This window comes from Kribbella rubisoli, assembly GCF_004217145.1.
GTDB lineage: Bacteria > Actinomycetota > Actinomycetes > Propionibacteriales > Kribbellaceae > Kribbella > Kribbella rubisoli.
In genome coordinates this window covers 139,692-165,193 of record NZ_SHKR01000016.1, presented here as the reverse complement: position 1 = coordinate 165,193, position 25,502 = coordinate 139,692, and the positions used below count along the sequence as shown (strand labels likewise).

Here is a 25,502-nt window from a genome sequence, read left to right as displayed (position 1 = left end):
GGCCCGGACTGTCAGAGACTGTCAGGCCTCACAGTTCGCCGGGCTGTTCCGTCGTACGGGGTATGGACGAGGAGAGAACCGACATGAGCGAGCCAGGCCTGAGCGCGATCATGAGCGAGCGGCGGCAGCTGATCAACCTCGCCTACCGGCTGCTCGGGTCGCTGGCCGACGCGGAGGACGTGGTCCAGGAGACCTACGCCCGGTGGTACGCGATGACGCCGGCCGAGCAGCAGGCGATCGACAACCCGGCCGCCTGGCTGACCAAGGTCGCCAGCCGGATCTGCCTCGATCTGCTCCGCTCCGCGCGGTCCCGGCGCGAGCGGTACGTCGGTGAGTGGATCCCCGAGCCGCTTCCGGAGAGCACCGAGTGGCAAACCGGTCAGCCGGCCGGTGCCAGTGATCCAGCCGACCGCGTCACGCTGGACGAGTCGGTCAACATGGCGTTCCTCGTCGTACTCGACGCGATGACGCCCGCCGAGCGCGTCGCGTTCATCCTGCACGACGTCTTCCGGTACCCGTTCCCGGAGGTCGCCGAGATCGTCGGTCGTACGCCGGCGGCCTGCCGTCAGCTCGCCTCCTCGGCGCGGCGGCGCATCCGTGACGCGCAACTCCCGGCCGCGCCCTCCCCGCACCGGGCGGAGCTCATCCGGCAGTTCAAGCAGGCCTGGGAGGCGACCGACATCGCCAAGCTTGTCAGCCTGCTCGACCCCGAGGTCACCGCGGTCGCCGACGGCGGCGGCATCGTGACGGCCGCACTCGAGCCGGTGCACGGCGGCACGGACGTCGCGTCGTACTTCGCCGGGCTTCCGGTGTTCATGCTCGGCCGCGAGCTCGTCGAGCGCGCGGTCAACGGCCAGCCCGGTCTGGTGATCCAGTTCGAGGGTGTGATCGAGACCGTGATCGCGTTCGACGTGGACGGCGATCACATCACGAACATCTGGGCGATCAGGAACCCGGAGAAGCTGGGCCCCTGGACGAACTGACCAGCGCCATCACGGTCTCCTGCGCACAGGCCTTGTTCACGCCGATCCCGCCGCGAGCGCCGCGTTTGATCCAGCCCGCCACGTAGTGCCCGGGGTGGCCGACGACGGCGCCGCGGACGTTCGGCACGATGCCGCGGTCCGGGTCGAACGGCAGGCCGTCGATCGGCTTGCCCTCGAACCCGATCGCGGTGAACAGGTTGCCCGCGGCAATCGACGTACCGTCGTCCAACGCGAGCCCTGCGGAGGTCCAGTCCGTAGGCCGCGCGTGGTACCGCAGCTCGACGCGATCCCCGGCCGCGGTCAGCAGCTCCTGCAACGCCGGCTGCGTGTAGGCGGCCTCGTCCGGCCCGCGCCGGCCGAGCAGCACGACTTCCTTGATGCCACTCGCGGCGAGGGTCTGGCGTACCGACTGCGACACGTCCATCCGGCGGAGCCGCTCCTCGTCACTCAGCAGGATCCGGGCGACGTCCAGCGCGACGTTGCCGTTCCCGACGATCACCGCTCGCGGACCGACAAGCTCCACCGGTAGCGCCGCACCCGGCCGCCCGTTGTACCAGGCAACGAAATCTTCCGCGCTACACGCCGCATCCTCGCCATTGATCCCCAGCCGACGACTCCTACGAGCCCCGACGGCATGGATGACCGCGTCGAAACTATCCTGCAGCTCTGTCGCATCGGTGCTCGGCATCCAGCGCACTCGCCGGTGGCGGGCGATTCGCTCGAACGACTCGATTATTTGCTTGGTGCTCGGGTGATCCGGCGCAACGCCGTACCGAACCAATCCGCCGACCTGCGCGAGCCGATCGACCAGCGTCACCTCAGCCGTTGTCCGAAGCAACAACTCGCGTGTCGCATACATACCGGCAGGCCCGGCGCCGACCACCAGCACTCGCCGCGGTCCGCCACCCCAGACCTGGTACGACGGCGCCTCCCAGCTGTCGAGGTCCGTCGCATCCAGCGGCTCCTTCTCGGCGAAGTACGCCGCGTTCCGCTCGACATCCTCCGCGGCAGCCTGCTCGGCCGGCTGCGCAGCATCGACCGGACAGATGTCCGCACAGGCTCCGCAGTCGATGCACGTCCGCGGATCGATGAACAGGCTCGCCCCGGTGCCGAACCCTGGCTCGCCCGGTGACGGATGAATGCTGTTCATCGGGCACACCGAAACGCAGCTTGCGTCCGAGCAGCACTCCCCCGAGATTGCGTAGCTCACAGCAGCCCGGTCCGCCGATACACGCGGGACGCGGCCGGCGTCAGCAGCCCGAGCGACCCGAGGAAGTCCATCAAGTTCGCACAGCTCGTCCGCAGCAACGACCGGTGATGCTCGTTCCGCCGCGCCTCGCGGACCGCCCGATCCACGTCCAGACCGACGTTCGCGTAGACCGCCGGACCGACCATGCTCGACACGATCATGTCGGCCGCGATCGCGATCACCAGCGCGCCCACCCAGCGCCGTCCACGACCGGCCCCGGCAAGCCGCTCCCGAGTCTCCTCGCGAGCGAACACCATGTGCCGCGACTCCTCCACCACGTGGATGTGGTTGACCGTGCGCACCAACGGCTCGACCCGCCGGTCCCGCATCCAGTCACGCTGCATGACGTCGAGGACCTCTTCAGCCACCAGGATCGCGGCGTACGCCGACTCGCCCGTGGCGACCGTCTTGAACATCCGCCCGAGCTCGCGCGCCAGCCACCGCGGCCGGTACGCCGGCTCGACCATCCGCTCGGTCGCCCGCGCGAACATGATCGAGTGCCGGCACTCGTCGGCGATCTCGGTCAGCGCCCACTGGAACTCCGCGCTCCGGGCCGGCTTGTCGTAGACATCGCGAAGTACAAGTTGTTGCAAGATCAGCTCGAACCAGATCCCGGTGGTCGCCACCGACGCGGACTCGTGCCGGGTCAGCTCCCGCTGCTGAACCTCGGTCAGCTCGTCCCAGTACGGCGTGCCGTAGAGCGTGCTCCACTCCGGCGACATCCCGTATCCGTCGCCGATCGGCGCGTCCCAGTCGATCTCCGTCTCCGGATCCCGGGACAACCGGGTCGCCGACCCGAGCAACCGCTGAGCGGTCTCATCCATCCCACACACCTCCGATGCGATATGACATCGTCTATGTAACATAACCGCTGTCCCACCGTTCGGCAAGCCGCCCACCCAGATACCCTCGGGCCTTGTGATGCGGATGTGGCCGCTCTACGCGGCGGGCTTTACGACGGCCTTCGGAGCCCACGCGGTAGCGGCGAACCTCGGCGGATCGTCGGCCGATGCCGTCACCTCGCTGCTCACGCTCGGTGTTCTGCTGGCGTTGTACGACGGTGCCGAGGTGCTGCTGAAGCCGGTGTTCGGGACCATCGCCGACCGGATCGGCGCGCGGCCGGTGCTGCTGCTCGGGCTGGTCGGGTTTGCTGTTGCCTCAGGCGCCTATGTGTTCATCGACCGGCCCGGCTGGCTGTGGGCTGCCCGGCTCGGACAAGGAGCGGCCGCCTCGGCCTTCTCTCCGGCGGCCTCGACGCTGGTCGCGCGCTTGAACCCGGCGAGCAAGCACGGGCGCGCCTTCGGTAGCTACGGGTTCTACAAGAGCATCGGGTACACGGCCGGGCCGCTGCTCGGCGGTGGACTGGTCTGGCTGGGCGGATTCCGGCTGCTGTTCGGTGTCATGACGGTGCTTGCCGCGAGCGTGGCGGTGTGGGCGCTGGTCGCCGTACCCGTCGTACCTCCGTTGCCGCGGACGCGGCAGACCGTGCTCGATCTCGCGCGGCGGATCACGGACCCGGTGTTTCTCCGTCCGACCATGGCGTTGGCGGGCGCGACGGCGGCATTGTCGGTGGGCGTCGGATTCCTTCCGGTCACAGGCGCCTCGGACGGGCTCGGGACGATTGCCACCGGAGCAGCCGTTTCGTTGCTGGCAGCAACGGCCGCGATCGTGCAGCCCCGGACCGGTCGGGCGCTCGACGCCGGACGGCTGACGACCCGGACCGGGATCACGGTGGGCCTGGGCCTGGCGGCGCTCGGCTTCGGCTGCGCCGCACTGCCTGGCGTCGCGTTCCTGCTGATCGCCGCCGCATTGATCGGCGCAGGCACAGGCGTGATCACGCCGCTCGGGTTCGCCGGGCTGGCCGCGAGCACCCCGCCCGAGCGACTCGGACAGACCATGGGTACGGCCGAGCTAGGGCGTGAGCTCGGTGACGCGGGCGGCCCGCTCTTCGTCGCTGCTGTTGCGACGATCGCAGTACTGGACGTCGGCTACCTCGCGCTCGCTGTGCTGCTTCTCGTGGGCCTCGTCATACTCCGCCCGAAACGAAGCTGAACAGGCTCTGCCCGGTGATCAACGGCTCAGGTACGCCGGTGAAGCGGTGCACGCCGACGCCGAACCCAGCGTCGCGGTCGGACAGCCAGACGCGCTCGAAGCCGCGCCCCTCGAACCAGTCACAGATCGACGGCACCAGATCCGGGTCTTCCCGATGGCGGGTCCAGATCACCGTTCCGCCCGTACGACACAACTGCGGGCTCGCGTCGACTGTCCGTCGGATGTCCTCGGCGCTGATGTTGCCGAAGATCCCGCACAGCAGGACGAGCTCCGCCGGCACGAGGCCGACGTACTGATCGGTCAGAGATGCGTCGCCGGTGACGACCTCCACCTGGCCGAATTCCGCGGCGCGTTCCTGTGCGGAGTCGGCCAGCACAGGATCAAGCTCGACGAGTCTCGCCTGCACGTCCGTCCGACGCGGATGGTCGGTCAACACCTGGAGCAGATCCCTGCCTTGGCCGGCGCAAAGGCTCGCCACCGGCACCGGACCAGCAGGTGCTCGGTCCAGCGCCGCGCGGACCTGCTGCTTCACCGCCTCGAGGCGGCGGGACAGCTCGGACTCGGGGTCGTCGTACCGCTCGTGCCACGTCTTCCAATCCATGGCGGGAACCCTAAACGGCGCCGCCGACAGCCACGCTGCGGTCGAGCAGGTCGAAAGCGCGATTGACCAACGCGAGCACCCGCTCCCGGATCTCGTCGGCCTCGAGTCCCTCCTCGGTCCATCGCTCGACCATGCGGAGGGCGAGCGGATGGATGTTGAAGATCTGATGCGCCAGGATCCGAGCGGTCAACTCATCCACCTCTGCAGCCAGAGCATCAGCGACCGCATCCTCGTGCCACGCCCACATCTGCTGGCCCTTGGCCTGCAACAACGGACTGCCGGACAGGACCCGGCGGAAGTGCGCCGGCTGTCCGTTCGGATGGTCCGCGAACCGCCCCAGCGACCGACGCCGTAGACCCGCCAGCAGACTCTCGCCGTCTTGCCGATCGGCGACCGCCTCCAGCCAGCGCTGCTCGATCTCCTCGGCCCGGTCGAAGAACAGATCCTCCTTGGCCGGGTAGTAATTGAAGACCGTCTTCACCGACACATCCGCCGCCGCGGCGACCTCCGCGACCGTGGTCTGGTCGAAGCCGCGCTCGGCGAACAGCCGCAGCGCGACGTCCGCGATCCGTGCGCGGGTCTCCGCCTTCTTGCGTTCCCGCAAGCCAGCCATTGCGGCACCTCCTTGCGACACCAGCTTACATCGAGCTATAACTTTATAGTCGAGTGTAATTTTAGATCCGAGTGTAGGAGAACATCATGACGCGAACTTCGGTGCTGATCGTCGGAGGCGGGCTCGTCGGCCTGTCGGCAGCACTCATGTTGCAGTACCACGGGGTGGATTTCGTCCTGGTCGAACGCCGTACAGGGGCCTCGGTGCTGCCGAGATCGCGCGGGGTGCACATCCGGAGCGTCGAGATGTTCCGGCAGCTCGGCATCGAGGACCGGGTGCAGGAGGTCGCCGCGACGGCGTTGAAGGCCGGGGCCTTCGGCGGCGCCCGCCACGGCCGGAACCTGATCGACTCGGAGGCGCTCGACCTCAAGAACATCCACAAGATGGGCCTCGGTCTCGACCCCAGCCCGTCGAACTTCTGCTTCTGCCCGCAGGTGCTGCTGGAGCCGGTGCTGGCCGACATCGCGCGCGAACGCGGCGGTGATCTGCGCTTCGGCACGGAGCTCACCGAGTTCGGCGCCGGGCCTGACGGGGTGACGGCGACGATCGGCGGTGAGCAGATCGAAGTCGGCTACCTGCTCGCCGCGGACGGCTCCGGCAGCCCGATCCGGACCAAGCTCGGCATCACCGGCTGGACGTTGCCGCCGACCCACAAGTACCTGAACGCGTTCGCGCGGGCCGACCTGACCGAGCTCGTCACCGGACGCACGTTCAGCCAGTGCGATATCGCCAACGAGCTCGTCCGCGGCATGATCCTCGCGAAGAACAACACCGACGAGTGGTCGTTCCACCTCGAGTACGACGACGCTCCCCCGCAGAACGTGCTCGAGCAGATCCACGCCGCGATCGGCAAGGACGATGTCGACGTCGAGATCCTTGCCAGCAGCACCTGGGACACCCGCGTCCACGTCGCCGACGAGTACCGCCGCGGCCGCGTCTTCCTCGCCGGCGACGCCGCGCACCAGCACGCGCCGTGGGGCGGGTACGGCGCGAACACCGGGATCGCCGACGTACACAACCTGACATGGAAGCTCGCGATGGTGCTTAAAGGACACGCTGCACCGGAGCTGTTGGACACGTACGAGCCCGAGCGGCGGCCCCGGGCCGTACTCGCGGCACAGCAAGCCCGCATCCGTACGGACTTCTTCGCGCGCTACGGCATCGAGACGCCGAGCAACGCCGCTGACGTGGCGCAGCAGATCGACACCGGGTCGATCATGAGCCGCTACAACTACACAGATGAGGGGTACGTCGATGCACTGACGGGTCAGGTAGGTACGCGGCTGCCCCACGTCGAGCTGCCCGATGGTCGCTCCACGCTCGATCTCTGCGGGCCGGAGTACGTCGTCATCGCCGGGCCGGACGCACCGGACTTCGCCGACAAGGTCCCGGTCCATCGGATCAGCAACGGCATGGAGTGGGCCGGCCTGCTTGCTGATGGGGCTTTACTGGTGAGGCCGGACCAGCACGTTGCCGCTCGCTCCGATGCCGGCCTGACTCCCGGGACCATGACCTCGTATCTGCCGTAACTATGGCGATCTGTAATCTCGCGGTGACAGAAGGACAGGAACTTCCGGGACCGATGGATAGTTGTCTTTCAGGAGCCCGTGCGCGATCAGAGGAGAGTCATGGCAAGGCGTGTCGAACAGAAGGCTGCGGCCCGGGAGCGGATCGCAGCGCAGCTCGCCGCCCAGCAGGCGGCGGAGCGCCGGCGGCGCCTTCTGCTCGCGGTGGGTGCGGTCGTCCTGGTCGTCGTGATCGTCGGCGGGCTGGTGACGATCCGGCTGGTCGGCGGCGGCAAGAAGACGGCGACCGGTCCGACCGGCGCCGCCGACGCGGCCCTCATCACAGCACTCTCCTCGATCCCGGAGTCGACGTTCTCGACGGTCGGCACAGAAGGCGTGAAGGCGGTGCCGTCCGCGATCACCGCTCCGGCGCTGACCGCGAACGGCAAGCCGAAGGTGCTCTACATCGGCGCCGAGTTCTGCCCGTTCTGCGCGGCCGAGCGCTGGCCGGTGACGGTCGCGCTGTCCCGGTTCGGCACGTTCAGCAACCTGGGTACGACGCACTCGGCGTCCGCGGACGAGTTCCCGAACACGCCGACGCTGTCGTTCCACGGCGCGACGTTCACGAGTCAGTACCTCGCCTTCACCGGCGTCGAGACGACGACGAACGAGCAGGAGGGGAACGGGTACAAGCCGCTCGACACCCCGGCCGCCGACGACGAGAAGACGTTCGAGACCTACAACAAGCCGCCGTACGTCTCGAGTGAAGGGTCGATCCCGTTCATCGACATCGGCGGGAAGTTCGTGTCGTCCGGGGCGACGTACAGCCCGCAACTGCTGGCCGGCAAGACCCAGTCGCAGGTCGCGGACGCGCTGAAGGACCCGAACAACGACATCTCCAAGGCCGTCATCGCGTCGGCCAACGTGTACACGGCGGCGATCTGCAAGATCACCAACAACCAGCCGGCCAACGTGTGCACCAGCTCCGCCGTCACCGCCGCGGCCTCGAAGCTCGGCAGTGGCAGCTGACCGTGAGCGACACAGCACAGCGGTCCTCCCAGACGTCAGTGGGCTGGATCCCATGGGCCACGTTGGTGGTGTCGATCGCCGGCCTGGCGGTCGCCGGGTACCTGACCTATGAACACTTCACGGCGGGGACGACGCTCGCGTGCCCGGACACCGGTGTGGTGAACTGCGCGAAGGTCACCAGCAGTCAGTACTCGAAGGTGTTCGGCATCCCGGTCGCCCTGCTCGGTCTCGGCTTCTTCGTCGGCATGACGGCGCTCTCGGTGCCGCCGCTGTGGCGTACGTCGTCACCGTGGCCGGCTCGGCTGCGCCTGGCCGCCGTACTCGTCGGTGTCGTCTTCATCTGCTACCTGATCTGGGCCGAGCTGTTCCAGATCAACGCCATCTGCTTGTGGTGCACGGTGGTCCACGGCCTGACGCTGATCCTGTTCGCGCTCGTGATCATCCGTCAGGCATTGATCCCGCCGACGTCATGATTTAGCGCCGCCCCGGGTACAAGTGGGTTATGCAAACTGCCGGGGCTGAGAAGTGGGTGCCCCGCGACGGTGGGATGCGGAAGGTTCGCGCCACGCTTGGGGACTGTCGTGGGTGTGAGTTGTGGGAGGACGCCGAGCGGGCCGTCGCGGGTGAAGGGCCGGTCCGCTCGCGGATGATGCTGGTCGGCGAGACGCCCGGTGATCACGAGGACAAGGAAGGCCACGTCTTCGTCGGTCCGGCGGGGCGGCTGCTCGACCGCGCGCTGGAGGAGGCGGGGATCGACCGGTCGGACGTCTACCTGACCAACGCGGTCAAGCACTTCCGGTTCGAGCGCGACGGTAAGCGGCGGATCCACAAGACGCCGTCCGCCGGGCAGATCACCGCCTGCCACCCGTGGCTTGCGCGTGAGCTCGAGCTCGTGAAGCCCGCGCTGGTCGTGATCATGGGCGCCGTCGCCGCACGGTCGTTGCTGGGCCCGAGTTTCAAGGTGACACAGCATCGCGGCGAGAAGGTCGAGCTCGCCGACGGCGGCACCGCGATCGCGACCGTCCACCCCTCCGCGGTCGTTCGCTCACAGGACTTCACCCGCGATCTCGGGCTCTTCGTCGACGACCTCCGCGCCGCGGTCGCGCTACTCGACTAGCGCGGGGTCCACCGCCAGTCCCTGACCTCCGGCAGGTCCTCGCCGTACGTCGTGACGTACTCGTGGTGACGGGCGCGCTGATCGGCGAAGTACTGCCGCGTCGACACCGCCCGGCTGCCCAGCGATGGCACACGGTCGATGACGTCCATCGCCAGGTGGTACCGATCGAGGTTGTTGCGGACGACCATGTCGAACGGCGTGGTCGTCGTACCCTCCTCGAGGTAGCCGCGGACGTGCAGATTGTCGTGCCCATGCCGGCGGTACGTGAGCCGGTGGATCAGCCAGGGATAGCCGTGGTACGCGAAGATCACCGGCTTGTCGGTCGTGAACAGCGCGTCGAACTCGGCGTCCGGCAGCCCGTGCGGATGCTCGCCCTCGGACTGCAGCCGCATCAGGTCCACGATGTTGATGACACGGATCCGCAGGTCGGGCAGATGTTCGCGGAGCAGGTCGACCGCAGCGAGCGTCTCCATCGTCGGTACGTCGCCGGCGCAGGCCATCACGACATCCGGCTCGCCCTCGTCGTTGCTCGCGAACTCCCAGACGCCGACGCCCCGCGCGCAGTGCAGCGCGGCCGCCTCCCAGTCGAGCCAGTTGGGCTGCGGTTGCTTGCCTGCGACAACGACGTTGATGTAGTTCCGGGTCCGCAGGCAGTGGTCCATCGTCGACAGCAGCGTGTTGGTGTCCGGCGGCAGATAGACGCGGACGACCTCGGCCTTCTTGTTCACGACATGGTCGATGAAGCCCGGGTCCTGGTGCGAGAAGCCGTTGTGATCCTGGCGCCAGACGTGCGAGGTGAGCAGGTAGTTGAGCGACGGGATCGGCCGGCGCCACTCCAGCCGATTGATCGTCTTCAGCCACTTCGCGTGCTGGTTCACCATCGAGTCGACGATGTGGACGAAGGCTTCGTACGACGAGAACAGCCCGTGCCGGCCGGTCAGCAGATAACCCTCCAACCAGCCCTGACAGGTGTGCTCGCTCAGGATCTCCAGCACGCGACCGTCGCGGGCGAGATGGTTGTCGGTGTCGAGCAGCTCGGCCTGCCACTGCTTCCCGGTCGTCTCGTAGACAGCGGTCAACCGGTTCGACTCGGTCTCGTCCGGGCCGAACAGACGCAGGTTGTCACGGTTGAGGCGGAAGGCATCTCGCAGAAACGCCCCGAAGACCTTCGTCGGCTCACCATCTTCGGCACCGGGCGACTTCACCGGTACGGCGTACTCGCCGACCGCCGGCAGCTCGAGATCGCGGCTCAGCACACCACCGTTGGCGTGCGGGTTCGACCCCATCCTCAGCTCCGGGCCCGGCGCGAGCTCGACGAGCGCCGCGACCGGACGGCCGTAGTCGTCGAACAGCTCCTCGGGCCGGTAGCTGCGCATCCACGATTCCAGCTGGCGGAGATGGTCGTCGTTCGTCCGTACGCCGGACAGCGGGACCTGATGCGCCCGCCACGTGTTCTCGACCGGCTCCCCGTCGACGACCTGCGGGCCGGTCCAGCCCTTCGGCGTACGGAGCACGATCATCGGCCACGCGGGTCGCGGCGGCGGCTCGGGCGCAGATCGTGCCTCCACCTGGATCTCGTCGATCCGGTCCAGGCACCTGTCCAGCGTCGCGGCCAGCGCCTGGTGCACCTCGGCCGGCTCGGAGCCTTCGACCAGATAGGGCTCGTATCCGTACCCATGCAGCAAGGCAGACAGCTCTTCGTCGCCGATCCGCGCCAGCACTGCCGGGTTCGCGATCTTGTATCCGTTCAGATGCAGGATCGGCAGTACGGCGCCGTCACGTGCCGGGTCGAGGAACTTGTTCGAGTGCCAGGACGCCGCGAGCGGACCCGTCTCCGCCTCACCGTCGCCGACGACACAGGCCACGACGAGCTCGGGATTGTCCGCGGCAGCGCCGTACGCGTGGCTCAGTGAGTAGCCCAGCTCGCCGCCCTCGTTGATCGACCCGGGGACGTCCGCGGCCACATGGCTCGGGATGCCGCCCGGGAAGGAGAACTGCTTGAACAGCCGGCCCATGCCGACCTCGTCCCGCGTGGTGTTCGGGTACTCCGCGGTCCAGCTGCCCTCGAGCCACGTGTTCGCGACGAGCGCCGGGCCGCCGTGGCCGGGTCCGGTGACGAACAGGACCTCGCGGTCACGCTGCCTGATCACGCGGTTGAGGTGCGCGTAGATCAGGTTGAGCCCGGGCGTCGTACCCCAGTGGCCGAGCAGGCGGGGCTTGATGTGCTCGGGCCGCAGAGGCTCACGGAGAAGTGGATTGGCGAGTAGATAGATCTGCCCGATGGACAGGTAGTTCGCTGCGCGCCAGTAGGCGTCGATTCCTCGCAGTTCGTCGTCGGTCAGTGGCGTGGCGTCGGTCTGCTGCACGGGCTGGCTCCCCCAGCTAGCGGCCGACCGCCTTCGCGAGTTCGGCCTTCGTCATCTTCGAGCGACCCTTGACGTTCTTCTGCTTCGCCTCATTGTAGAGCTGCTCCTTGGTGCGCCCCTCGGAGCCGCTGTGCGACCGCAGACCCCCACGCCGGCTCGACGAGATGTCGTGCGTCGACGTACGACTCTTCTCCTTCGCCTCGCCCGACCGCGCGCGCTCCTTGTTCACCGTCCGCGCCGCGATCTCCTCAGCGGTGCTCTCGCTGCGCCCCCGCTTCTTCAGCCCATCCTTGATGTGCTCGTACTGCCTTTCCCGCTTCGGACTCGATCCTGCAGGCATGTCGTTGCTCCTTTCACCCAGTCCGCCAGTACCCGGAGTCGGCCCGGCCAATCGCCGGGTTTCGCAGGCGTTCAGGCGGACACCGGAACCCATGCCGACTGAGCTGCCTACCGCCTCGCCACTCGACACCGGACGTGCGATCGGAGGTCGAGCGCGAGTTCACCAGGTTTGAGTGGTGAGGTTCTTGGGCACCCGTAGGCGGCCGCGCTCATCTGAGCGCACCGGGGTGGGAGGGGTCGATCATGTCTGTCGGCGGCGTTGACACGTATTACGACTACGACGAACGCCAATGGAAGTACAGACGCCTCGGCGGCGGTCCGGTCCGCAAGGCCGCTGTCTGTCCCGAACCTCTGTCAGTAGACGTCGATCAGCAGACACCACCTCGCCGTACGACGCGCACGTCCGCGTCAGCACGGGCGAGGGTCGAGTCGGCGGGCCGGTAGAAGGCCGGCCTACAAGCGCTTCGCGCTGGGCAAGCACAAGGCCAGGCCGAGTGCAGCCAAGCTCGAAAGCCGGGTCTCGTCCTGGCACCCGGGGTTGGGCCCGGCGCGAAGCCCACGAACTCCCCACTGACGGTCGCTCGGACTTCTTCCAGGGCGGCCGGGAACCTCGGACCTCAGGAGCGCTTCTCTGCCAGAAGTTTCAGGCGGCGGAGGGCCTCGGCGTTGCGGGGATGGAGCATCAAGTCGGCCACCGCGTCCGGCAGGAGGGAGATCGGACCGCTGGTGGCCTTCTCGGTCATCACCAGCCGGCAACCGGTAGGGGTCTCGGTGGCCCGGAACTCCACCTCACCGAGTCCCGCCGGCCACACCCGGAGCTGCAGCCGGAGCCGATGCAAGGGCTCGTACTCCAGGACAGTCGTCCGGTCGTCCAGCAAGAACGGCCACGCGCCCACCGAGTGATGGATTCTGCCGCCCGGCTCCGGCCACGGCGGGTCGACATCGCGGATCCTCGATGCCCCCACCACCCACGCGGCGTACGACCACCCGTCGGTGAGAATCGCGAACACGTCCTCGACGCTCGCCTCGATCAGACACTCGTTTTCACTCACGCGCCACCCGGTACCCGATCCCCCATCCCGTCACGCCGGCCTGACCCCATCTCCGCGTGTCGACGGTCTGATTCGGCTCCGGCCGGCGACCACGCTTGAGCAGATCAGGATGACTTGCCGGGCAGGAACTCCTGGACCTTTGATTTCACGCCTTCCTTGACGATGCTGACACGGTCGCTGTCGCCGCGCACGATCGACTCCAGCGCCTTCTCCAACTGGTCCCAGGTCGCGTGCGGAGGGATCGGCGGTACGGCGGGATCGGTCCGGAACTCGACCACGCACGGACGGTCAGCGCGCAGCGCCTCGTCCCAGGCGGGCCCGACCTCCTCCGGCTTCTCGGCGGTCACGCCGTGGAGCCCGAGCAGCCGGGCATACCCGGCGTACGGAAACTCCGGCAGTTCCTGAGAGGGCAGGAATTGGGGCGAGCCTCCCATCGCCCGCAGTTCCCACGTCACCTGGTTCAGATCGTTGTTGTGCAGTACGGCGACCACCAGCCGCGGATCCGCCCACTCCTGCCAGTACTTCGCGATCGTGATCAGCTCGTTGATCCCGTTCATCTGCATCGCGCCGTCGCCCACCAGCGCGTACGCCGGCCGGTCCGGCAGCCCGAACTTCGCGCCGATCACGTACGGCACTCCAGGCCCCATCGTCGCCAGCGTCCCGGACAGCGAGCCCCTCATATCGTCGCGGAACTTGATGTGCCGCGCGTACCAGTTCGCGGCCGAACCCGAGTCCGCCGCCAGAATCGCGTTCGACGGCAGTCGTCCCGACAACTCGTGGAACACCAGCTCCGGGTTGATCGGATCCGCCGACGTATGCGCCCGCCGCTCCATGACCTCCCACCAGCGGGCGACGTTCGACTCGATCCCCGACCGCCAGGACCGGTCGTTCTTGCGCTGGACCAGCGGGATCAGCTCGCGCAGCGTCCGTGCCGCGTCGCCGACCAGGTTCACCTCGAACGGGTACCGCATCCCGATCATCGTCGGATCCAGGTCGATCTGGATCGCCCGCGCCTGGTCGAACTCCGGCAGGAACTGCGAGTACGGGAAGTTCGATCCGACCACCAGCAGCGTGTCGCAATCCATCATCATTTCGTACGACGGCCTGGTGCCGAGCAGCCCGATCGAGCCGGTCACCCAGGGCAGGTCGTCGCTGAGAACATCCTTGCCCAGCAGGGCTTTCGCGACACCGGCGCCGGTCATCTCGGCGAGCGCAGTGACCTCGTCGACCGCACCGCGCGCGCCCTGACCGACGAGGATCGCGAGCTTCTCCCCCGCGTTCAGGATCTCTGCGGCCCGGTCGAGCTGGTCCGCGGCCGGGACCGGCGCCGACCAGCTCAGATCCAGGCTCGACGGCACCATCTTGAACGCGTGCGACGGTGCCGTGTACTCGAGCTCCTGCAGGTCCGACGGGATGATGAGCGCGGTGACGGTACGCCGGGACGCGGCAATCCGCATCGCCCGGTCGAGCACGTTCGGCAGCTGCTCCGGCACCATGACCGTCTCGCAGTAGTCGGACGCGACATCCTTGTACAGCGTGTGCAGGTCGACCTCCTGCTGGTAGCTGCCGCCCATCGCACTCCGCGCCGTCTGTCCGACGATCGCGACCACGGGCACATGGTCGAGCTTCGCGTCGTACAAGCCGTTCAGCAGGTGGATCGCGCCCGGGCCGCTGGTCGCCGTACAGACCCCGACCCGGCCGGTGAACTTCGCATAGCCGACCGCCTCGAACGCTGCCATCTCCTCGTGCCGGGCCTGCACGAACCGCGGCTCGTTGCCCGCCTTCTCCCAGGCGGAGAGCAGACCGTTGATCCCGTCACCGGCGTACCCGAAGACGTGGTCGACACCCCAGTCACGCAGGCGCTGAAGTACGTAGTCGCCAACTGTCGTGCTCATCTCAACCCTCCTGAAGACCCGAAGCCGCCAGTACCCGAGGCATGCCTGGACAAACCGGGTTTCGGCTGCGCCGCCGTGGTCACCGGGAAGGGACACTCCGCGCGCGATCACAGAGGGAGAATCAGGTGGGACAGGTCGTCGTAGTGACCGGGGCAAGCGGTGGGATCGGGCGGGCGAGTGCGGTCGCGTTCGCTCGTCGCGGGGCAAAGGTCGCGCTGCTGGCGCGTGGCGAGACAGGGCTCGCGGCCGCCGTACAAGATGTCGAGAGAGCCGGCGGTACGGCGCTGCCGATCGAGGTCGACGTCGCCGACCACGAGCAGGTGGACCTCGCCGCCGAACAGGTCGAGAGGGACCTCGGCCCGATCGACGTCTGGGTGAACGTCGCCTTCAGTTCGGTCTTCGCGCCGTTCCTGGAGATCGAGCCGGAGGAGTTCCAGCGGACCACGGACGTGACGTACCTCGGGTACGTGTACGGCACCCGCGCCGCGCTGCAGCGGATGAAGCCGCGTGACCACGGCACGATCGTCCAGGTCGGATCGGCGCTGGCCTACCGCGGGATCCCGCTGCAGTCGGCGTACTGCGGGGCGAAGCACGCGATCCAGGGCTTCCACGACTCGTTGCGTTGCGAACTCATGCACGACAAGTCGAACGTGCACGTGACGATGGTGCAGATGCCTGCAGTCAACACGCCGCAGTTCTCCTGGGTGCTCTCCCGCCTGCCCAAGCACCCGCAGCCGGTCCCGCCGATCTTCCAGCCCGAGGTCGCCGCGGACGCCGTCGTGTACGCCGCGGATCATCCGGCCCGGCGCGAATACTGGGTCGGCGCCCCGACGGCCGCCACCATCATCGCGAACAAGTTCGCCGCCGGACTGCTGGACCGTTACCTGGCCCGGACCGGGTACAAGGCGCAGCAGACCGATGAGCCGGCCGAGAAGCCGGCGAATCTGTGGGCTCCTGCCGACGAGGACCGCGATTACGGCGCGCACGGCGTGTTCGACGACCGCTCGACCAGCCGGAGCTACCAGGTCTGGGCCTCCCGCCACCGTGGCATGGTCGGCACGGTCGGCGCACTCGCTGCCGGCGCCGCCGCCGCGACCGTCTACTTCACCCGCAGCCGGCGATAGCCAGCTGCAACGTCCGGGGTGATTGGAGAGCGCGGCATCGGGCACCCGATGAGTAGCGAGTCATCGGAGGTGCGCGTGAAGATCGGATATTTCCTCTCCAGCGAGGAGTACACGCCGGCGGAGCTGATCGAGCAGGCCCGGATGGCCGAGGAGGCCGGGTTCGACGGGTTGTGGATCAGTGACCATTTCCATCCGTGGAACGACGAGCAGGGCCAGAGCGCGTTCGTCTGGTCGACGATCGGCGCGATCTCGCAGGTGTGCGAGCTGCCGGTGACGACGGCGGTGACGTGTCCGACGGTGCGGATCCATCCGGCCGTGATCGCGCAGGCGGCCGCGACCAGCGCCGTACTGCTGAATGGGCGGTTCACGCTCGGGGTCGGGACCGGTGAGGCGTTGAACGAGCATGTGCTCGGGTCGGTCTGGCCGACGGTCGACGTACGGCTGGAGATGCTCGAGGAAGCGGTCGAGATCATGCGCCGGCTGTGGACCGAGGACGGATTCGTCACCCATCACGGCAAGCACTACACCGTCGACACCGCCCGGATCTACACCCGGCCGCAGCAGCCGCTGCCGATCTACATGTCCGGATTCGGGCCTGAGGCAACCGATGTCGCGGCCCGGATCGCGGACGGGTACATCACCACGACCCCGGACCGGGAGCTGCTGCAGCGGTTCCGCGACCACGGCGGCGGGAGCAAACCGACACAAGCCGGTTTCAAGGTCAGCTACGCGCCGACCGAGGCCGAAGGCGTCGACCAGGCCCACCGGATCTGGGGCAACTCGGGCCTACCCGGTGAGCTCTCCCAGGTGCTCCCCTCACCCCGGCACTTCGAGCAGGCCAGCCAACTGGTGACGAAGGAAGCGACGGCACAGTCCGTCGCCTGCGGCCCGAAGGGGGATGTCCACGTCGACGCGTTCACGCCGTACGTCGAGGCCGGCTTCGACGAGGTGTACGTCGCCAACATGGGACCGCACATCGTCGACATGATGAACCTCTACCGCACCGAGATCCTCCCCGAACTCCGCCTCCGCAAGGAGCACTCTCATGAATAACCATGAAGCCTGGACCGTCTGCCCGGCTACCTGCCGTGGCTGACCGAGCTGCACCCGACGGCGGCACGCCCGGTAGAGGCTCATCGTCCGCCTCCGGACCAGCCACGACGACGGCGTCGACGCCGAGCTCGGACAGGTGCTGACGGAGCTCAAGACCACCCTGGAGCATGAGAGCGCGAGGCCGGAGAGCGGCCCGGAAGCCTGATCGCGGAATCGGGTGGGGGCCCAATAGCGGTCGTTGGTGCTGACAGAGGGTAGGATGGATTCTCGATCGCGCATTCAGGAGCGGTGAATTCTGAGCCGTGTTCCTGGGGGACCTTCTGGGCGGCCCACCGCATGTCACTGCGTGGCGTCTCGCCGGCGGTTCGGGTCCTGGTGCGGTCTGGCGTTCCGCCACGGCTCCGTCGTGGCATGACACAGGAGGAAAGTTGGCCCGACGAGGTCAGCGCCAGCCCGGCGCTACCCGTTCCGCTCCCCGTCGCCGGCGTCGTGTCCGCGACGGTGAGTCAGACGGTCTGATCCAGGTCCTCGCACAGGCGGTGCGCGAGGTCGAGGGCGCCGTCACCCGCGGCGCGATGCAGGGTAAGACCGGTCTGGCGTCGACCCGGACGAAGTTCCAGGTCGTCGCTCTGCTGGTCCGCGAGGAGCGGTCCCGGGTGAACGGCGCGGAGTCCGCCACCGAGGCGTACCGCACCGAGCAGCTCCGGCGGCTCGACGGCATCGCGACGATCCTGGCGAAGACTGCCGCGCTCGACCCCACGCTCCTCGGTCTGCTGGCCGAGGACGCGGTGATCTCGGAGGCTGCGGGCGCACTCCGGCGGCAGATGCTCGAGGACGCCGGCATGGAGCTGCCGGAGGAGCCGGAGCCGGTGCAGCCGGTCGCTCCCCCGGACACCCAGACCCGGCGGGTGGTGCCGCAGGCAGTCGTGTCCCGGCAGCTCGCCAACCCGTTCCTGGCCCCGGACTTCTCCAGCGCTCCGTCGCGCCCGGTGCGGACCAGCCGGCTGGCGGGCTGGGAGCTCATCGGGCCGCTGCTGCGATCGTTCGAGCACGCCGGCGCCTCGGCGAGCATGAAGCTGCCCGACCCGACCTCGCTCCAGCTGTCCGGCGGCATCGACGCACTGCGCCTGCGCGGTCTCGAGCTGATGCCGCACCAGGCCGGCGTGATCGCTGCCGCGGCGGCCGGGCACCGGACCTTCCTCCTCGCGGACGAGCCGGGTCTCGGCAAGACCGCCCAGGCCCTGCTCGCCGCCCAGGCTGCCGAGGCCTACCCGCTGCTCGCCGTCGTCCCGAACGTCGTGAAGACGAACTGGGCGCGCGAGGCCAACCTGTGGACCCCCCGCCGTACGCCGACCGTCATCCACGGCGACGGTGACACGATCGACGGCTTCGCCGACATCGTCGTGGTGAACTACGAGGTCCTCGACCGGCACGTCGGCTGGCTCGGCGACCTCGGCTTCCGCGGCATGGTCGTCGACGAGGCGCACTTCATCAAGAACAAGAAGTCGCAGCGGTCACGCAACGTGCTCGACCTGTCGAACCGGATCCGCAACCGCACGGTCCGCCCGCTGCTGATGGCCCTGACCGGTACGCCGCTGATCAACTCGATCGAGGACTTCACCGCGATCTGGGAGTACCTCGGCTGGGTCGACGAGAAGGCGCCGCGCGCCGAGCTCATGGAGAAGCTCGACGACACCGATCTGACCCCGGCCGACCCGGGCTTCTCCGCCGCCGCGCGGGCCAGCGTGATCGACATGGGCATCGTCCGCCGCCGCAAGGTGGACGTGGCCGCGGACATCCCGGCCCGCCGGATCGCCGACCTGCCGGTCGAGCTGGACGGTGCTGTCGGCCGTTCGATCCGGGCCGCCGAGCGTGAGCTCGCCGACCGGCTCGTCGCCCGGTACAACACCGCGCTCGAGACCCGCCGTTCGGGCATCGTCGTGGACGGTATCGACCACGACCTGGTCCGCCAGGTGGCCGGCTGGGAGCGGACCGAGATGGCGGCCAAGAAGACCGGCGAGAACGTATTCAGCCTGTTCCGCCGGATCGGTCAGGCCAAGGCCGGCCTGGCCGCCGACTACGCGGCCCAACTGGCGCAGAACGTCGGCAAGGTCGTGTTCTTCGCCCGGCACATCGAGGTGATGGACGCCGCCGAGGAGCTGTTCGCCGAGCGCGGCATCCAGTTCTCGTCGATCCGCGGCGACCAGACCACGCGGACCCGGCAGAAGAACATCGATGCCTTCGTCAAGGATCCCGACGTGTCGATCGCGGTCTGCTCGCTGCTGACCGCGGGTGTCGGCCTGAACCTGCAGGTCGCCTCGAACGTCGTCCTCGCCGAGCTGTCCTGGACGAATGCCGAGCAGACGCAGGCGATCGACCGGGTGCACCGGATCGGCCAGGACGAGCCGGTCACCGCGTGGCGGATCATCGCCGCGCAGACGATCGACACCCGTATCGCCGACCTGATCGACGCCAAGGCCGGCCTGGCCGCCAAGGCGCTGGACGGGTCCGACGAGGAGGTAGGCGCCTCCGCCGACTTCCAGCTCGAGGCCCTCGCCGCCCTCCTCACCCAGGCCCTGGAAGCTGCTGCCTGATCTAGCCTGACAGCTCGCCCACCGGCAACTCGACGTCCACCTTGTTGGTTGCCGGGGCGAGCGGGCAGGTCCATTCGGGGCTGTAGGCGCACGACGGGTTGTACGCGAAGTTCAGGTCGACGACGAGCCTGCCGGCGCGCAGGTCACCGCCGAGGTCGGCTCCCTTGACGGAGTCGATCAGGTAGCGACCGCCGCCGTACGTCGACCTGCCGGCGAGCGCGTCCTTGAGCGGGACGAAGATGCCACCGCCGTACGACTCGAGCCACCACACGTCGAGATCCCCGACCGCCGGCAGGTGCAGTACGCCGATCAGCGAGAACGGGATCACGCCGTCGGTGGCCGACACGAACTCCCATCGATCCGGTTTCACGTCCGTGTCGATCACCGCGTCGAACCGCAGCTCCGGGCGGTAGTCCCCCACCCGGGCGCCGCCGTACGCCGCGCGTTCGTCCTCCGGCACCGGTGAGGCGGGATGATGCATCAGCAGGTCGTCCCGTCCGGCCTGCCACAGTGCGTGTCCGGCGGCCGGATCGCTTTCCGCGCGGACGGACCGGTACAGCGCAAACACGCGCCGGCGCCAGTCGGCGACAGCCAGTGCGGGTGCTGCGAATTCCACGATGTCTCCTGTTAGCTCTTGAGGGCTTCGGCGGACTTGGCCCAGTTGCTGTGCAGGCGGTCCAGGTACGACTGGGCTTGCGACCCGGCCTTCCGGCCGCGGGCGAAGATCCGCATGTTGCCGCCGCCGGCGTTGTAGCCGAGGGCAAGCAATTCGTCTTTGGTGTACAGGGCCGCGCGCTTGCTGGGCAGGCGCTCGGCCAGGTCGTGCAGGTGCCAGGCGGCGGCCTCGATCGCCAGCGCTGGGTTGTCCGGCAGCTCCTCCCACTTCCGCTTGGCGAAGTCCCGCCCGCGTTTGGTCTCGTCGAACGCGGGCTTGTGCATGTTGGCGATCCCGAACGCCGGGTCGGAGTCGACCTCGGCCCATTGCCGCTCGAACTTCGGGTCGTGCGGCTTGTAGTCCTCGTTGTACAAGATTGCCATCAGCAACTGTGGGTTGATCCCCGCCTGCTTGGCGTACCCACGGACCTCGGGGGCGAAACGGGCCGGGTCGTAGTCGTCGTACCACGGCTTGGTGGTCGTCACGGCCGGAGTCGGCCTCGGATCGGCGGCCGTCGGCTGGGTCTTCGGCGCGGAGGTGGGCTTGGTGTCGTGGTCCGAGCACGCCGCCCAGACCCCCACCAGAAGGACCCCGACCGCCACCCATGACCAGCGTTTCGCCACCTGCACGCCTCCAACTTAGCCGTACGGCGAAGCCCGCCTGTCCAAGGAACGCAACTTTTGCATCAACTGGGACAGATCGGTGCCGGGGCGGGCACAGGGGCCGCATGATGTGTCCACGGCAGCCGGGTGGTCCGGAGGGGGGCCACCCTCTGCCGTTCAGTAGAGGAACACGCAGATGACCCTCATCGACCCGACCCAGGACAGCGCCGCCTCGGCGTTCGCCCACCTCGCGGTCGAGTTGCACGACGCGACCGGGGTCGAGGAGACCGTCGACGCCGTCGTCCAGTTCGCTCTCCAGGCGCTCAGGTGTACGTACGCCGGTATCGCGCTGACTGCGCGTGGTTCGCGCCCGGAGATCGCCGCGGTCACCGACCCCGTCGTGGCCGAGGTCTACCAACTCCAGCTCGGCAACGAGGACGGTCCGCTGGTGACCGCGATGCGGGAACGGCACCCCGTGCTCATCCGGGACACGCTCGCGGACGACCGCTGGCCGGAGTGGGCGGCGCGGGTCGCGGCGCTCGGGGTCCGCAGCGTTCTCGACGTACCACTGGCCACCAGCAGGTCGGTCGGCGTGCTCGGACTGTACAGCCCGGAACCGGACGCGTTCGCGGCCGATGACCAGGCGGTCGCGCACATCCTCGCCCGGCACGCGTCGGTCGCGCTGGCGTCCGCACGGCACGAGGCGACGATGGCGCAGGCGATCGACGCCCGCAAGCTCGTCGGTCAGGCGATGGGCATCCTGATGGAACGCTTCGACATCGACGGCGACCGGGCCTTCGCCGTACTGAAGCGGTACTCGCAGGACACCAACACCAAGCTGCGTGACGTCGCTCAGCAGCTCATCGACACCCGCAAGCTGCCCTAGCGGGTCAGCGTGGTGCTCGGCAGCTCGCCGTACTGCTCGAGGTACGCCGCCGCCATCCGGCCGTGATGATGGAAGCCCCAACGAACCGCGATCTCCGCGACGGTGCGATCGGCCGGATCGGCGACCAGCAACTCCGAGCGGACCTCGGCCAGCCGGAGCCGGCGGAGCTCACCGAGCGGCGTCGCGCCGACATGCCGCTGGAACGCCGTCTGCACAGCCCGCACGGTGACGCCGGCCGCGGCTGCGATATCGGCGATCGTGATGGCCTGATCGAGGTTCGACTCCATGAAGGCCAGCGCCCGCCGGACCGTGCTGGGCCGCGGGTCGGCGCTGCCCCGCTCGGCCATCGCGGTGTTCGGGAAGGCGGCGAGCACGCTCGAGGCGAGCAACTGCGAGACGGACGCCCGCACCAACGGCGAGGCCTGTACGGCGGGATTGGACAGCTGATCACTCAGGTACGCGATCGTCCTGGACAGCTGGCGCGCCGCCGGACGTGAGTACGGCCGGTGGGACAGGAGCCGGACCGGCGAATCGTCCTTACGGCCGGCGCCCGCGACCCGGGTGAGCAGCGCCGGATCGAACATCGTGATGGTGTAACCCGATCGGCAGACCTTGCCCGCGTACGGCCGGTCCGGCGGCGCGAAGTTCACCAGGTCCCCCGGCCGGAAGTCGTCCTGCCACCCGTCGGTGGCGTGACCCTCGATGCTGCCGGAGACCACTTCGCACAGGCAGATCTTGCCGAGCGGATCGGCGTCGTAGCTCATCTCGAAGCCGATCTCGAGCCGGTCGATGCTGATCGAGTCCGCGGCGGCCCGCGAGATCCGCGTGCTCACGTCCTTCGCGCTGCCGCCGATCTGCATCTTGGTGTAGGCGCGATTGAGGAACTCCTCCGTCCTGGCGAGGTCCCGGCTCTCGAAAAGCATCGACTCCATCGGCCCATAGTGCATGCCGTCCGGGCACTTCACCACACGCGTGTGGCCTCCGTTTCAGCACGAAACGGAGGCCACACGTTTGCTTCAAACAGGTGTTACTGGCCCTGGAGGACGTCGAACAGGTGCGTGTGGTCGTTGGTGCCGAGAACCGCGTCGGCGCCCGGGCCGTTGGCCCAGACCGGAACGACCGCACCGGTGTGCTGCTGGCTCGGCGGCACGGCCACCGGGGCCTTGCCGTCGCCGCCGAAACCGGCGGTGCCGTAGGTCAGGGTCAGCGTCTGGCCGTCCTTGGTGGTCAGGTTGGTCGACCAGCCGGTCGGCAGACCGGAGCCGGAGGCGTCCTCGCCGACGATCTGGCTGGTGTGCGCGTGGTCGGCGGTGACGACGACCAGCGTGTCCGGGTGCGTCTTCTGGTAGTTCAGCGCGACGCCGATCGCCCGGTCGAACGCGACCGTCTCACCGATCTGGCCGCAGGCGTTGGTGGCGTGGTCCTGCTTGTCGATCGAGGCGCCCTCGACCTGCAGGAAGAAGCCCTTCTTGTTCTCCAGCAGGCTGATCGCCTTCGACGTCATGTCCGACAGGCTCGGCTCGTTCGACGGTCGCTGGTTCTCCTTGCAGGACTGCGCCGCGGTGCCCTTGCCGAGGGCGGCGGTCGGACCGCTCCACTCCAGCGACATGTTGCTGCTGTTGAACAGGCCGAGCACCGGCTTGTTGTCCTTGGCCGACTTCAGTCCGGCGGCGTCCGTGACGTACTGGATGCCCTTGGCCTTGGCCTGGTCGACGACCGTCTTGCCGGCGTACGGACCACCGGTGAGCTTCTGCTCGAAGCGGGCGCGGCCGCCGCCGAGCAGCACGTCGATCTTGTGGTCGACCTCCTGCTCCGCGATCGAGCCGAGACCGCCGGCCGCCTTGGTCTCCTTCGGGCAGGCGGCCATGTCGGCCGGGCCCTGGCAACCGCGCAGCGACATGTGCGAGGCGAGCACCGCCGGAGTGGCGTCGGTGATCTCCGCGGTGGAGACGTTGCCCACCTTCAGGCCGCGCTTCTGCGCCAGCTCCAGGACGGTCTGGTAGTTCGTGCCCGGGACGTTGTCGGCGCTGCTCGGACCCTGCGAGATCCGCTCGTCGATCGTCTTCTTGCCGGTCGCCCAGCTCGACCCGGTCGAGGCCGAGTCTGGGTCGTAGTCCGGCTTGTACGGCGGCTTGGCGGCGGGCTTCACCGACCACGTCGTGTCGAAGCCGGTGTAGCGGGCCCGGTCGACGTTGAGCTTGTTCTGGACGCCCTGGTAGTAGCGCGCCGCGGTGATCTCCTGGGTGCCCATGCCGTCACCGAGGAAGAAGATCACGTTCTTCGGCCCACGCTGCGGCTGGTGCGACGCGGACCCGGCAGCCGAGTCGTCGCCGCGGGCCGTGTCGAACGCTCCGCTGGCGGCGGCCGAGGCCATCCCTGCGGCGGCAATCACCGAGGCCGCTGCGAAGGCAGCCACAAAAGCCTTTTTCCTGATCATTCCGGGCCTTTCTCGTAGGTCAAGACAGCTGGAACCTAGGGGCTGCCGCCGGACGTGAGGTGACCAGGACGTGGCCGCCAGGTGACGCCACGTGCCGTGAAGCTGAGAAGACACTGAGTGGCGACGAGATCGGAAAGCGCTTGCTAGAGTGGCTGGGTGATCTACGAGCTGAACCACGTCGGCGGCCGGGTGCAGGATCTCGAGGCGAGCCTGTCGTTCTACGACGGTCTCGGTGCGGAGGTGGTCGACCGGTTGTTCATGTCCAACTCCCGCGTTCATCGGGTGCATGTCCAGATCGCCACCGGGCTGGTCGAGCTGCTCCACCCCGAGGAGTCCGACCCGCAAGCGACGTACGGACTGAACCATGTCGGCTTCATGACCGACGATCTCGACGACGACTACGCGCGGCTGATGGCGCTCGGGTACGGCGAGATCTCGTCGCCCCGGGTCGCGGGCAGCGGTCAGGGCCGGCTCGCGTTCCTGTCCGATCCGAACGGCGTACGCGTGGAGCTGCTGCAGCGCTCGGAGGAGTTCCGCGTCCCGCCGATCACCGCCGGCCCGGTGCACGGTCTGTCGTACGTCGCCTTGGCCGCGCCCGACCTCGACGCGGCGATCGAGTTCTACGGCACGCAGCTCGGCATGGAACGCGTCGCCGATGACACGTTCCGGATCGGCGCCGACGCGGTCAAGCTGGTGCCTGACGCCGCGTCGTCCATCGACCACCTCGGCCTCGCCGCTGCGGAGCCAGGCGCCGACGTACAAGATCCGGACGGCAACCGCGTGGTGTTCGTGCCCGCCGCCTAACCGCGCGCGACTCGCTCGACGACGGGCCGCCACGACTTGAGCGACGCGACCTCGAGTCCGACGACCTTGCCGGCATCATCGGCTCGCCGCAACGCGACCGCCGCGGCGAACTCGGGATCACGTTCGAACACGACGACTTCTTCTGCGGTCATCGGCCCGCCCTGAGCGATCAAGGTACGGCGACTCGACGCAGACAACTGCGCCGCATGAACCGCCACCAGATACCGCTTCGCGACCACGTGCAACTCGACGAGTCGGGCGACCCGCTCCCCCAGCAACCGTCGTACCGCGTCCGCGCCGTGGCGGCCGTGACCTGCGTCGTCACCGGGCCGCAGGAAGTGCCCGATGTCGTGCACCAGTCCCGCGACCTGGAGCTGCTCGTCGTCCGGGAAGTCACGGCGCAGCAGCTCGGCGCATTGGCGGTCGTGGTCGAGGATGTCGACCGGATCGCCGCTGCGGTCAGGCATGTCCCACGCGTCCTCGCAGTCCGCGAGCAGGTTCATCAGGTCATCGACGGTTCTGATCGACATGCCGTGGAGCGTAAGC

General features: G+C 68.4%; 24 protein-coding genes. 11 read left to right on the top strand and 13 right to left on the bottom strand.

The genetic code is table 11. The annotated features are described in order from the left end of the window. Positions 1-83: 83 nt before the first annotated feature. Positions 84-983: an RNA polymerase sigma factor SigJ gene (gene sigJ, locus EV645_RS33395; protein ID WP_130448067.1), complete on the top strand. Its 900-nt coding sequence runs from the start codon at positions 84-86 to the stop codon at positions 981-983. On the opposite strand, the gene EV645_RS33390 is transcribed toward sigJ, so the two are convergent. Beyond that, a complete protein-coding gene (locus EV645_RS33390; protein ID WP_338419167.1) occupies positions 946-2,142 on the bottom strand; it encodes an FAD-dependent oxidoreductase in 1,197 nt (398 codons plus the stop codon). The genes sigJ and EV645_RS33390 overlap by 38 nt on opposite strands. 47 nt (positions 2,143-2,189) lie before the next feature. Continuing rightward, complete coding sequence (locus tag EV645_RS33385; RefSeq protein WP_242000815.1) at positions 2,190-3,056, bottom strand: AurF N-oxygenase family protein; 867 nt, start codon at positions 3,054-3,056, stop codon at positions 2,190-2,192. A 97-nt stretch (positions 3,057-3,153) separates the two neighbouring features. On the opposite strand from EV645_RS33385, the gene EV645_RS33380 reads away from it, so the two are divergent. Continuing rightward, complete coding sequence (locus EV645_RS33380) at positions 3,154-4,284, top strand: MFS transporter (RefSeq protein ID WP_198682072.1); 1,131 nt, start codon at positions 3,154-3,156, stop codon at positions 4,282-4,284. On the opposite strand, the gene EV645_RS33375 is transcribed toward EV645_RS33380, so the two are convergent. Both EV645_RS33375 and EV645_RS33370 read right to left on the bottom strand, forming a co-directional pair. Further along, on the bottom strand, positions 4,259-4,885 hold the full coding sequence (locus tag EV645_RS33375) for an SAM-dependent methyltransferase (RefSeq protein WP_130448064.1): 627 nt from the start codon (positions 4,883-4,885) through the stop codon (positions 4,259-4,261). The two genes, EV645_RS33380 and EV645_RS33375, sit on opposite strands and share 26 nt — an antisense overlap. A gap of 10 nt (positions 4,886-4,895) precedes the next feature. Further along, positions 4,896-5,498, bottom strand: a complete 603-nt coding sequence (locus EV645_RS33370) for a TetR/AcrR family transcriptional regulator (protein WP_130448063.1) — start codon at positions 5,496-5,498, stop codon at positions 4,896-4,898. A gap of 86 nt (positions 5,499-5,584) precedes the next feature. Between EV645_RS33370 and EV645_RS33365 the strand changes: the two genes are divergently transcribed. The 4 genes from EV645_RS33365 (at position 5,585) to EV645_RS33350 (ending at position 9,149) form a co-directional block, all read left to right on the top strand. Then, a complete protein-coding gene (locus EV645_RS33365) occupies positions 5,585-7,027 on the top strand; it encodes an FAD-dependent monooxygenase (RefSeq protein ID WP_130448062.1) in 1,443 nt (480 codons plus the stop codon). Positions 7,028-7,126: 99 nt separating this feature from the next. After that, a complete protein-coding gene (locus EV645_RS33360) occupies positions 7,127-8,032 on the top strand; it encodes a DUF929 family protein (protein WP_130448061.1) in 906 nt (301 codons plus the stop codon). A 2-nt stretch (positions 8,033-8,034) separates the two neighbouring features. Beyond that, the gene (locus EV645_RS33355; RefSeq protein ID WP_242000814.1) at positions 8,035-8,505 is read left to right on the top strand and encodes a vitamin K epoxide reductase family protein; all 471 of its coding nucleotides are present in this window, start codon (positions 8,035-8,037) and stop codon (positions 8,503-8,505) included. A gap of 29 nt (positions 8,506-8,534) precedes the next feature. Further along, on the top strand, positions 8,535-9,149 hold the full coding sequence (locus tag EV645_RS33350; protein WP_130448060.1) for a UdgX family uracil-DNA binding protein: 615 nt from the start codon (positions 8,535-8,537) through the stop codon (positions 9,147-9,149). Here the strand turns inward: EV645_RS33350 and EV645_RS33345 are convergent. The 4 genes from EV645_RS33345 to EV645_RS33325 all read right to left on the bottom strand — a co-directional run bounded on the left by EV645_RS33345 (position 9,146) and on the right by EV645_RS33325 (position 14,801). Further along, the gene (locus EV645_RS33345; RefSeq protein WP_130448059.1) at positions 9,146-11,515 is read right to left on the bottom strand and encodes a phosphoketolase family protein; all 2,370 of its coding nucleotides are present in this window, start codon (positions 11,513-11,515) and stop codon (positions 9,146-9,148) included. The two genes, EV645_RS33350 and EV645_RS33345, sit on opposite strands and share 4 nt — an antisense overlap. A gap of 16 nt (positions 11,516-11,531) precedes the next feature. Further along, positions 11,532-11,855: a plasmid stabilization protein gene (locus EV645_RS33340; protein ID WP_130448058.1), complete on the bottom strand. Its 324-nt coding sequence runs from the start codon at positions 11,853-11,855 to the stop codon at positions 11,532-11,534. A 616-nt stretch (positions 11,856-12,471) separates the two neighbouring features. Continuing rightward, the gene (locus EV645_RS33330; RefSeq protein WP_130448056.1) at positions 12,472-12,906 is read right to left on the bottom strand and encodes an SRPBCC family protein; all 435 of its coding nucleotides are present in this window, start codon (positions 12,904-12,906) and stop codon (positions 12,472-12,474) included. A gap of 104 nt (positions 12,907-13,010) precedes the next feature. Next, positions 13,011-14,801, bottom strand: coding sequence for a thiamine pyrophosphate-requiring protein (locus EV645_RS33325; RefSeq protein ID WP_130448055.1), 1,791 nt, complete (start codon positions 14,799-14,801; stop codon positions 13,011-13,013). 125 nt (positions 14,802-14,926) lie between these two features. Here EV645_RS33325 and EV645_RS33320 point away from each other — a divergent pair, with 125 nt between their 5' ends. From EV645_RS33320 to EV645_RS33310, 3 genes are all read left to right on the top strand, one after another. Continuing rightward, entirely contained in the window at positions 14,927-15,925 is a 999-nt protein-coding gene (locus tag EV645_RS33320) for an SDR family oxidoreductase (RefSeq protein WP_198682037.1), read from the top strand. 75 nt (positions 15,926-16,000) lie between these two features. Beyond that, a complete protein-coding gene (locus tag EV645_RS33315) occupies positions 16,001-16,978 on the top strand; it encodes a TIGR03557 family F420-dependent LLM class oxidoreductase (protein WP_130448053.1) in 978 nt (325 codons plus the stop codon). A gap of 428 nt (positions 16,979-17,406) precedes the next feature. Beyond that, positions 17,407-19,572 (top strand): DEAD/DEAH box helicase, encoded by a 2,166-nt coding sequence (locus tag EV645_RS33310; protein WP_130448052.1) that lies wholly within the window; start codon positions 17,407-17,409, stop codon positions 19,570-19,572. 1 nt (position 19,573) lies between these two features. Here the strand turns inward: EV645_RS33310 and EV645_RS33305 are convergent, their stop codons facing one another. Continuing rightward, complete coding sequence (locus EV645_RS33305) at positions 19,574-20,188, bottom strand: DUF1684 domain-containing protein (protein ID WP_198682036.1); 615 nt, start codon at positions 20,186-20,188, stop codon at positions 19,574-19,576. Positions 20,189-20,199: 11 nt separating this feature from the next. Further along, positions 20,200-20,856: a transglycosylase SLT domain-containing protein gene (locus EV645_RS33300; RefSeq protein ID WP_198682035.1), complete on the bottom strand. Its 657-nt coding sequence runs from the start codon at positions 20,854-20,856 to the stop codon at positions 20,200-20,202. A gap of 169 nt (positions 20,857-21,025) precedes the next feature. On the opposite strand from EV645_RS33300, the gene EV645_RS33295 reads away from it, so the two are divergent. Continuing rightward, complete coding sequence (locus tag EV645_RS33295; protein WP_130448051.1) at positions 21,026-21,715, top strand: GAF and ANTAR domain-containing protein; 690 nt, start codon at positions 21,026-21,028, stop codon at positions 21,713-21,715. Here EV645_RS33295 and EV645_RS33290 read toward each other — a convergent pair. Both EV645_RS33290 and EV645_RS33285 read right to left on the bottom strand, forming a co-directional pair. Continuing rightward, positions 21,712-22,647, bottom strand: coding sequence for a helix-turn-helix domain-containing protein (locus EV645_RS33290; protein ID WP_130448050.1), 936 nt, complete (start codon positions 22,645-22,647; stop codon positions 21,712-21,714). The two genes, EV645_RS33295 and EV645_RS33290, sit on opposite strands and share 4 nt — an antisense overlap. A 95-nt stretch (positions 22,648-22,742) precedes the next feature. Continuing rightward, complete coding sequence (locus tag EV645_RS33285) at positions 22,743-24,131, bottom strand: alkaline phosphatase (protein WP_198682034.1); 1,389 nt, start codon at positions 24,129-24,131, stop codon at positions 22,743-22,745. A gap of 177 nt (positions 24,132-24,308) precedes the next feature. Here EV645_RS33285 and EV645_RS33280 point away from each other — a divergent pair, with 177 nt between their 5' ends. Further along, complete coding sequence (locus tag EV645_RS33280) at positions 24,309-24,956, top strand: VOC family protein (protein WP_130448048.1); 648 nt, start codon at positions 24,309-24,311, stop codon at positions 24,954-24,956. Here the strand turns inward: EV645_RS33280 and EV645_RS33275 are convergent. Next, on the bottom strand, positions 24,953-25,486 hold the full coding sequence (locus EV645_RS33275) for an HD domain-containing protein (RefSeq protein WP_130448047.1): 534 nt from the start codon (positions 25,484-25,486) through the stop codon (positions 24,953-24,955). The two genes, EV645_RS33280 and EV645_RS33275, sit on opposite strands and share 4 nt — an antisense overlap. Between the last annotated feature and the right edge of the window lie 16 nt (positions 25,487-25,502).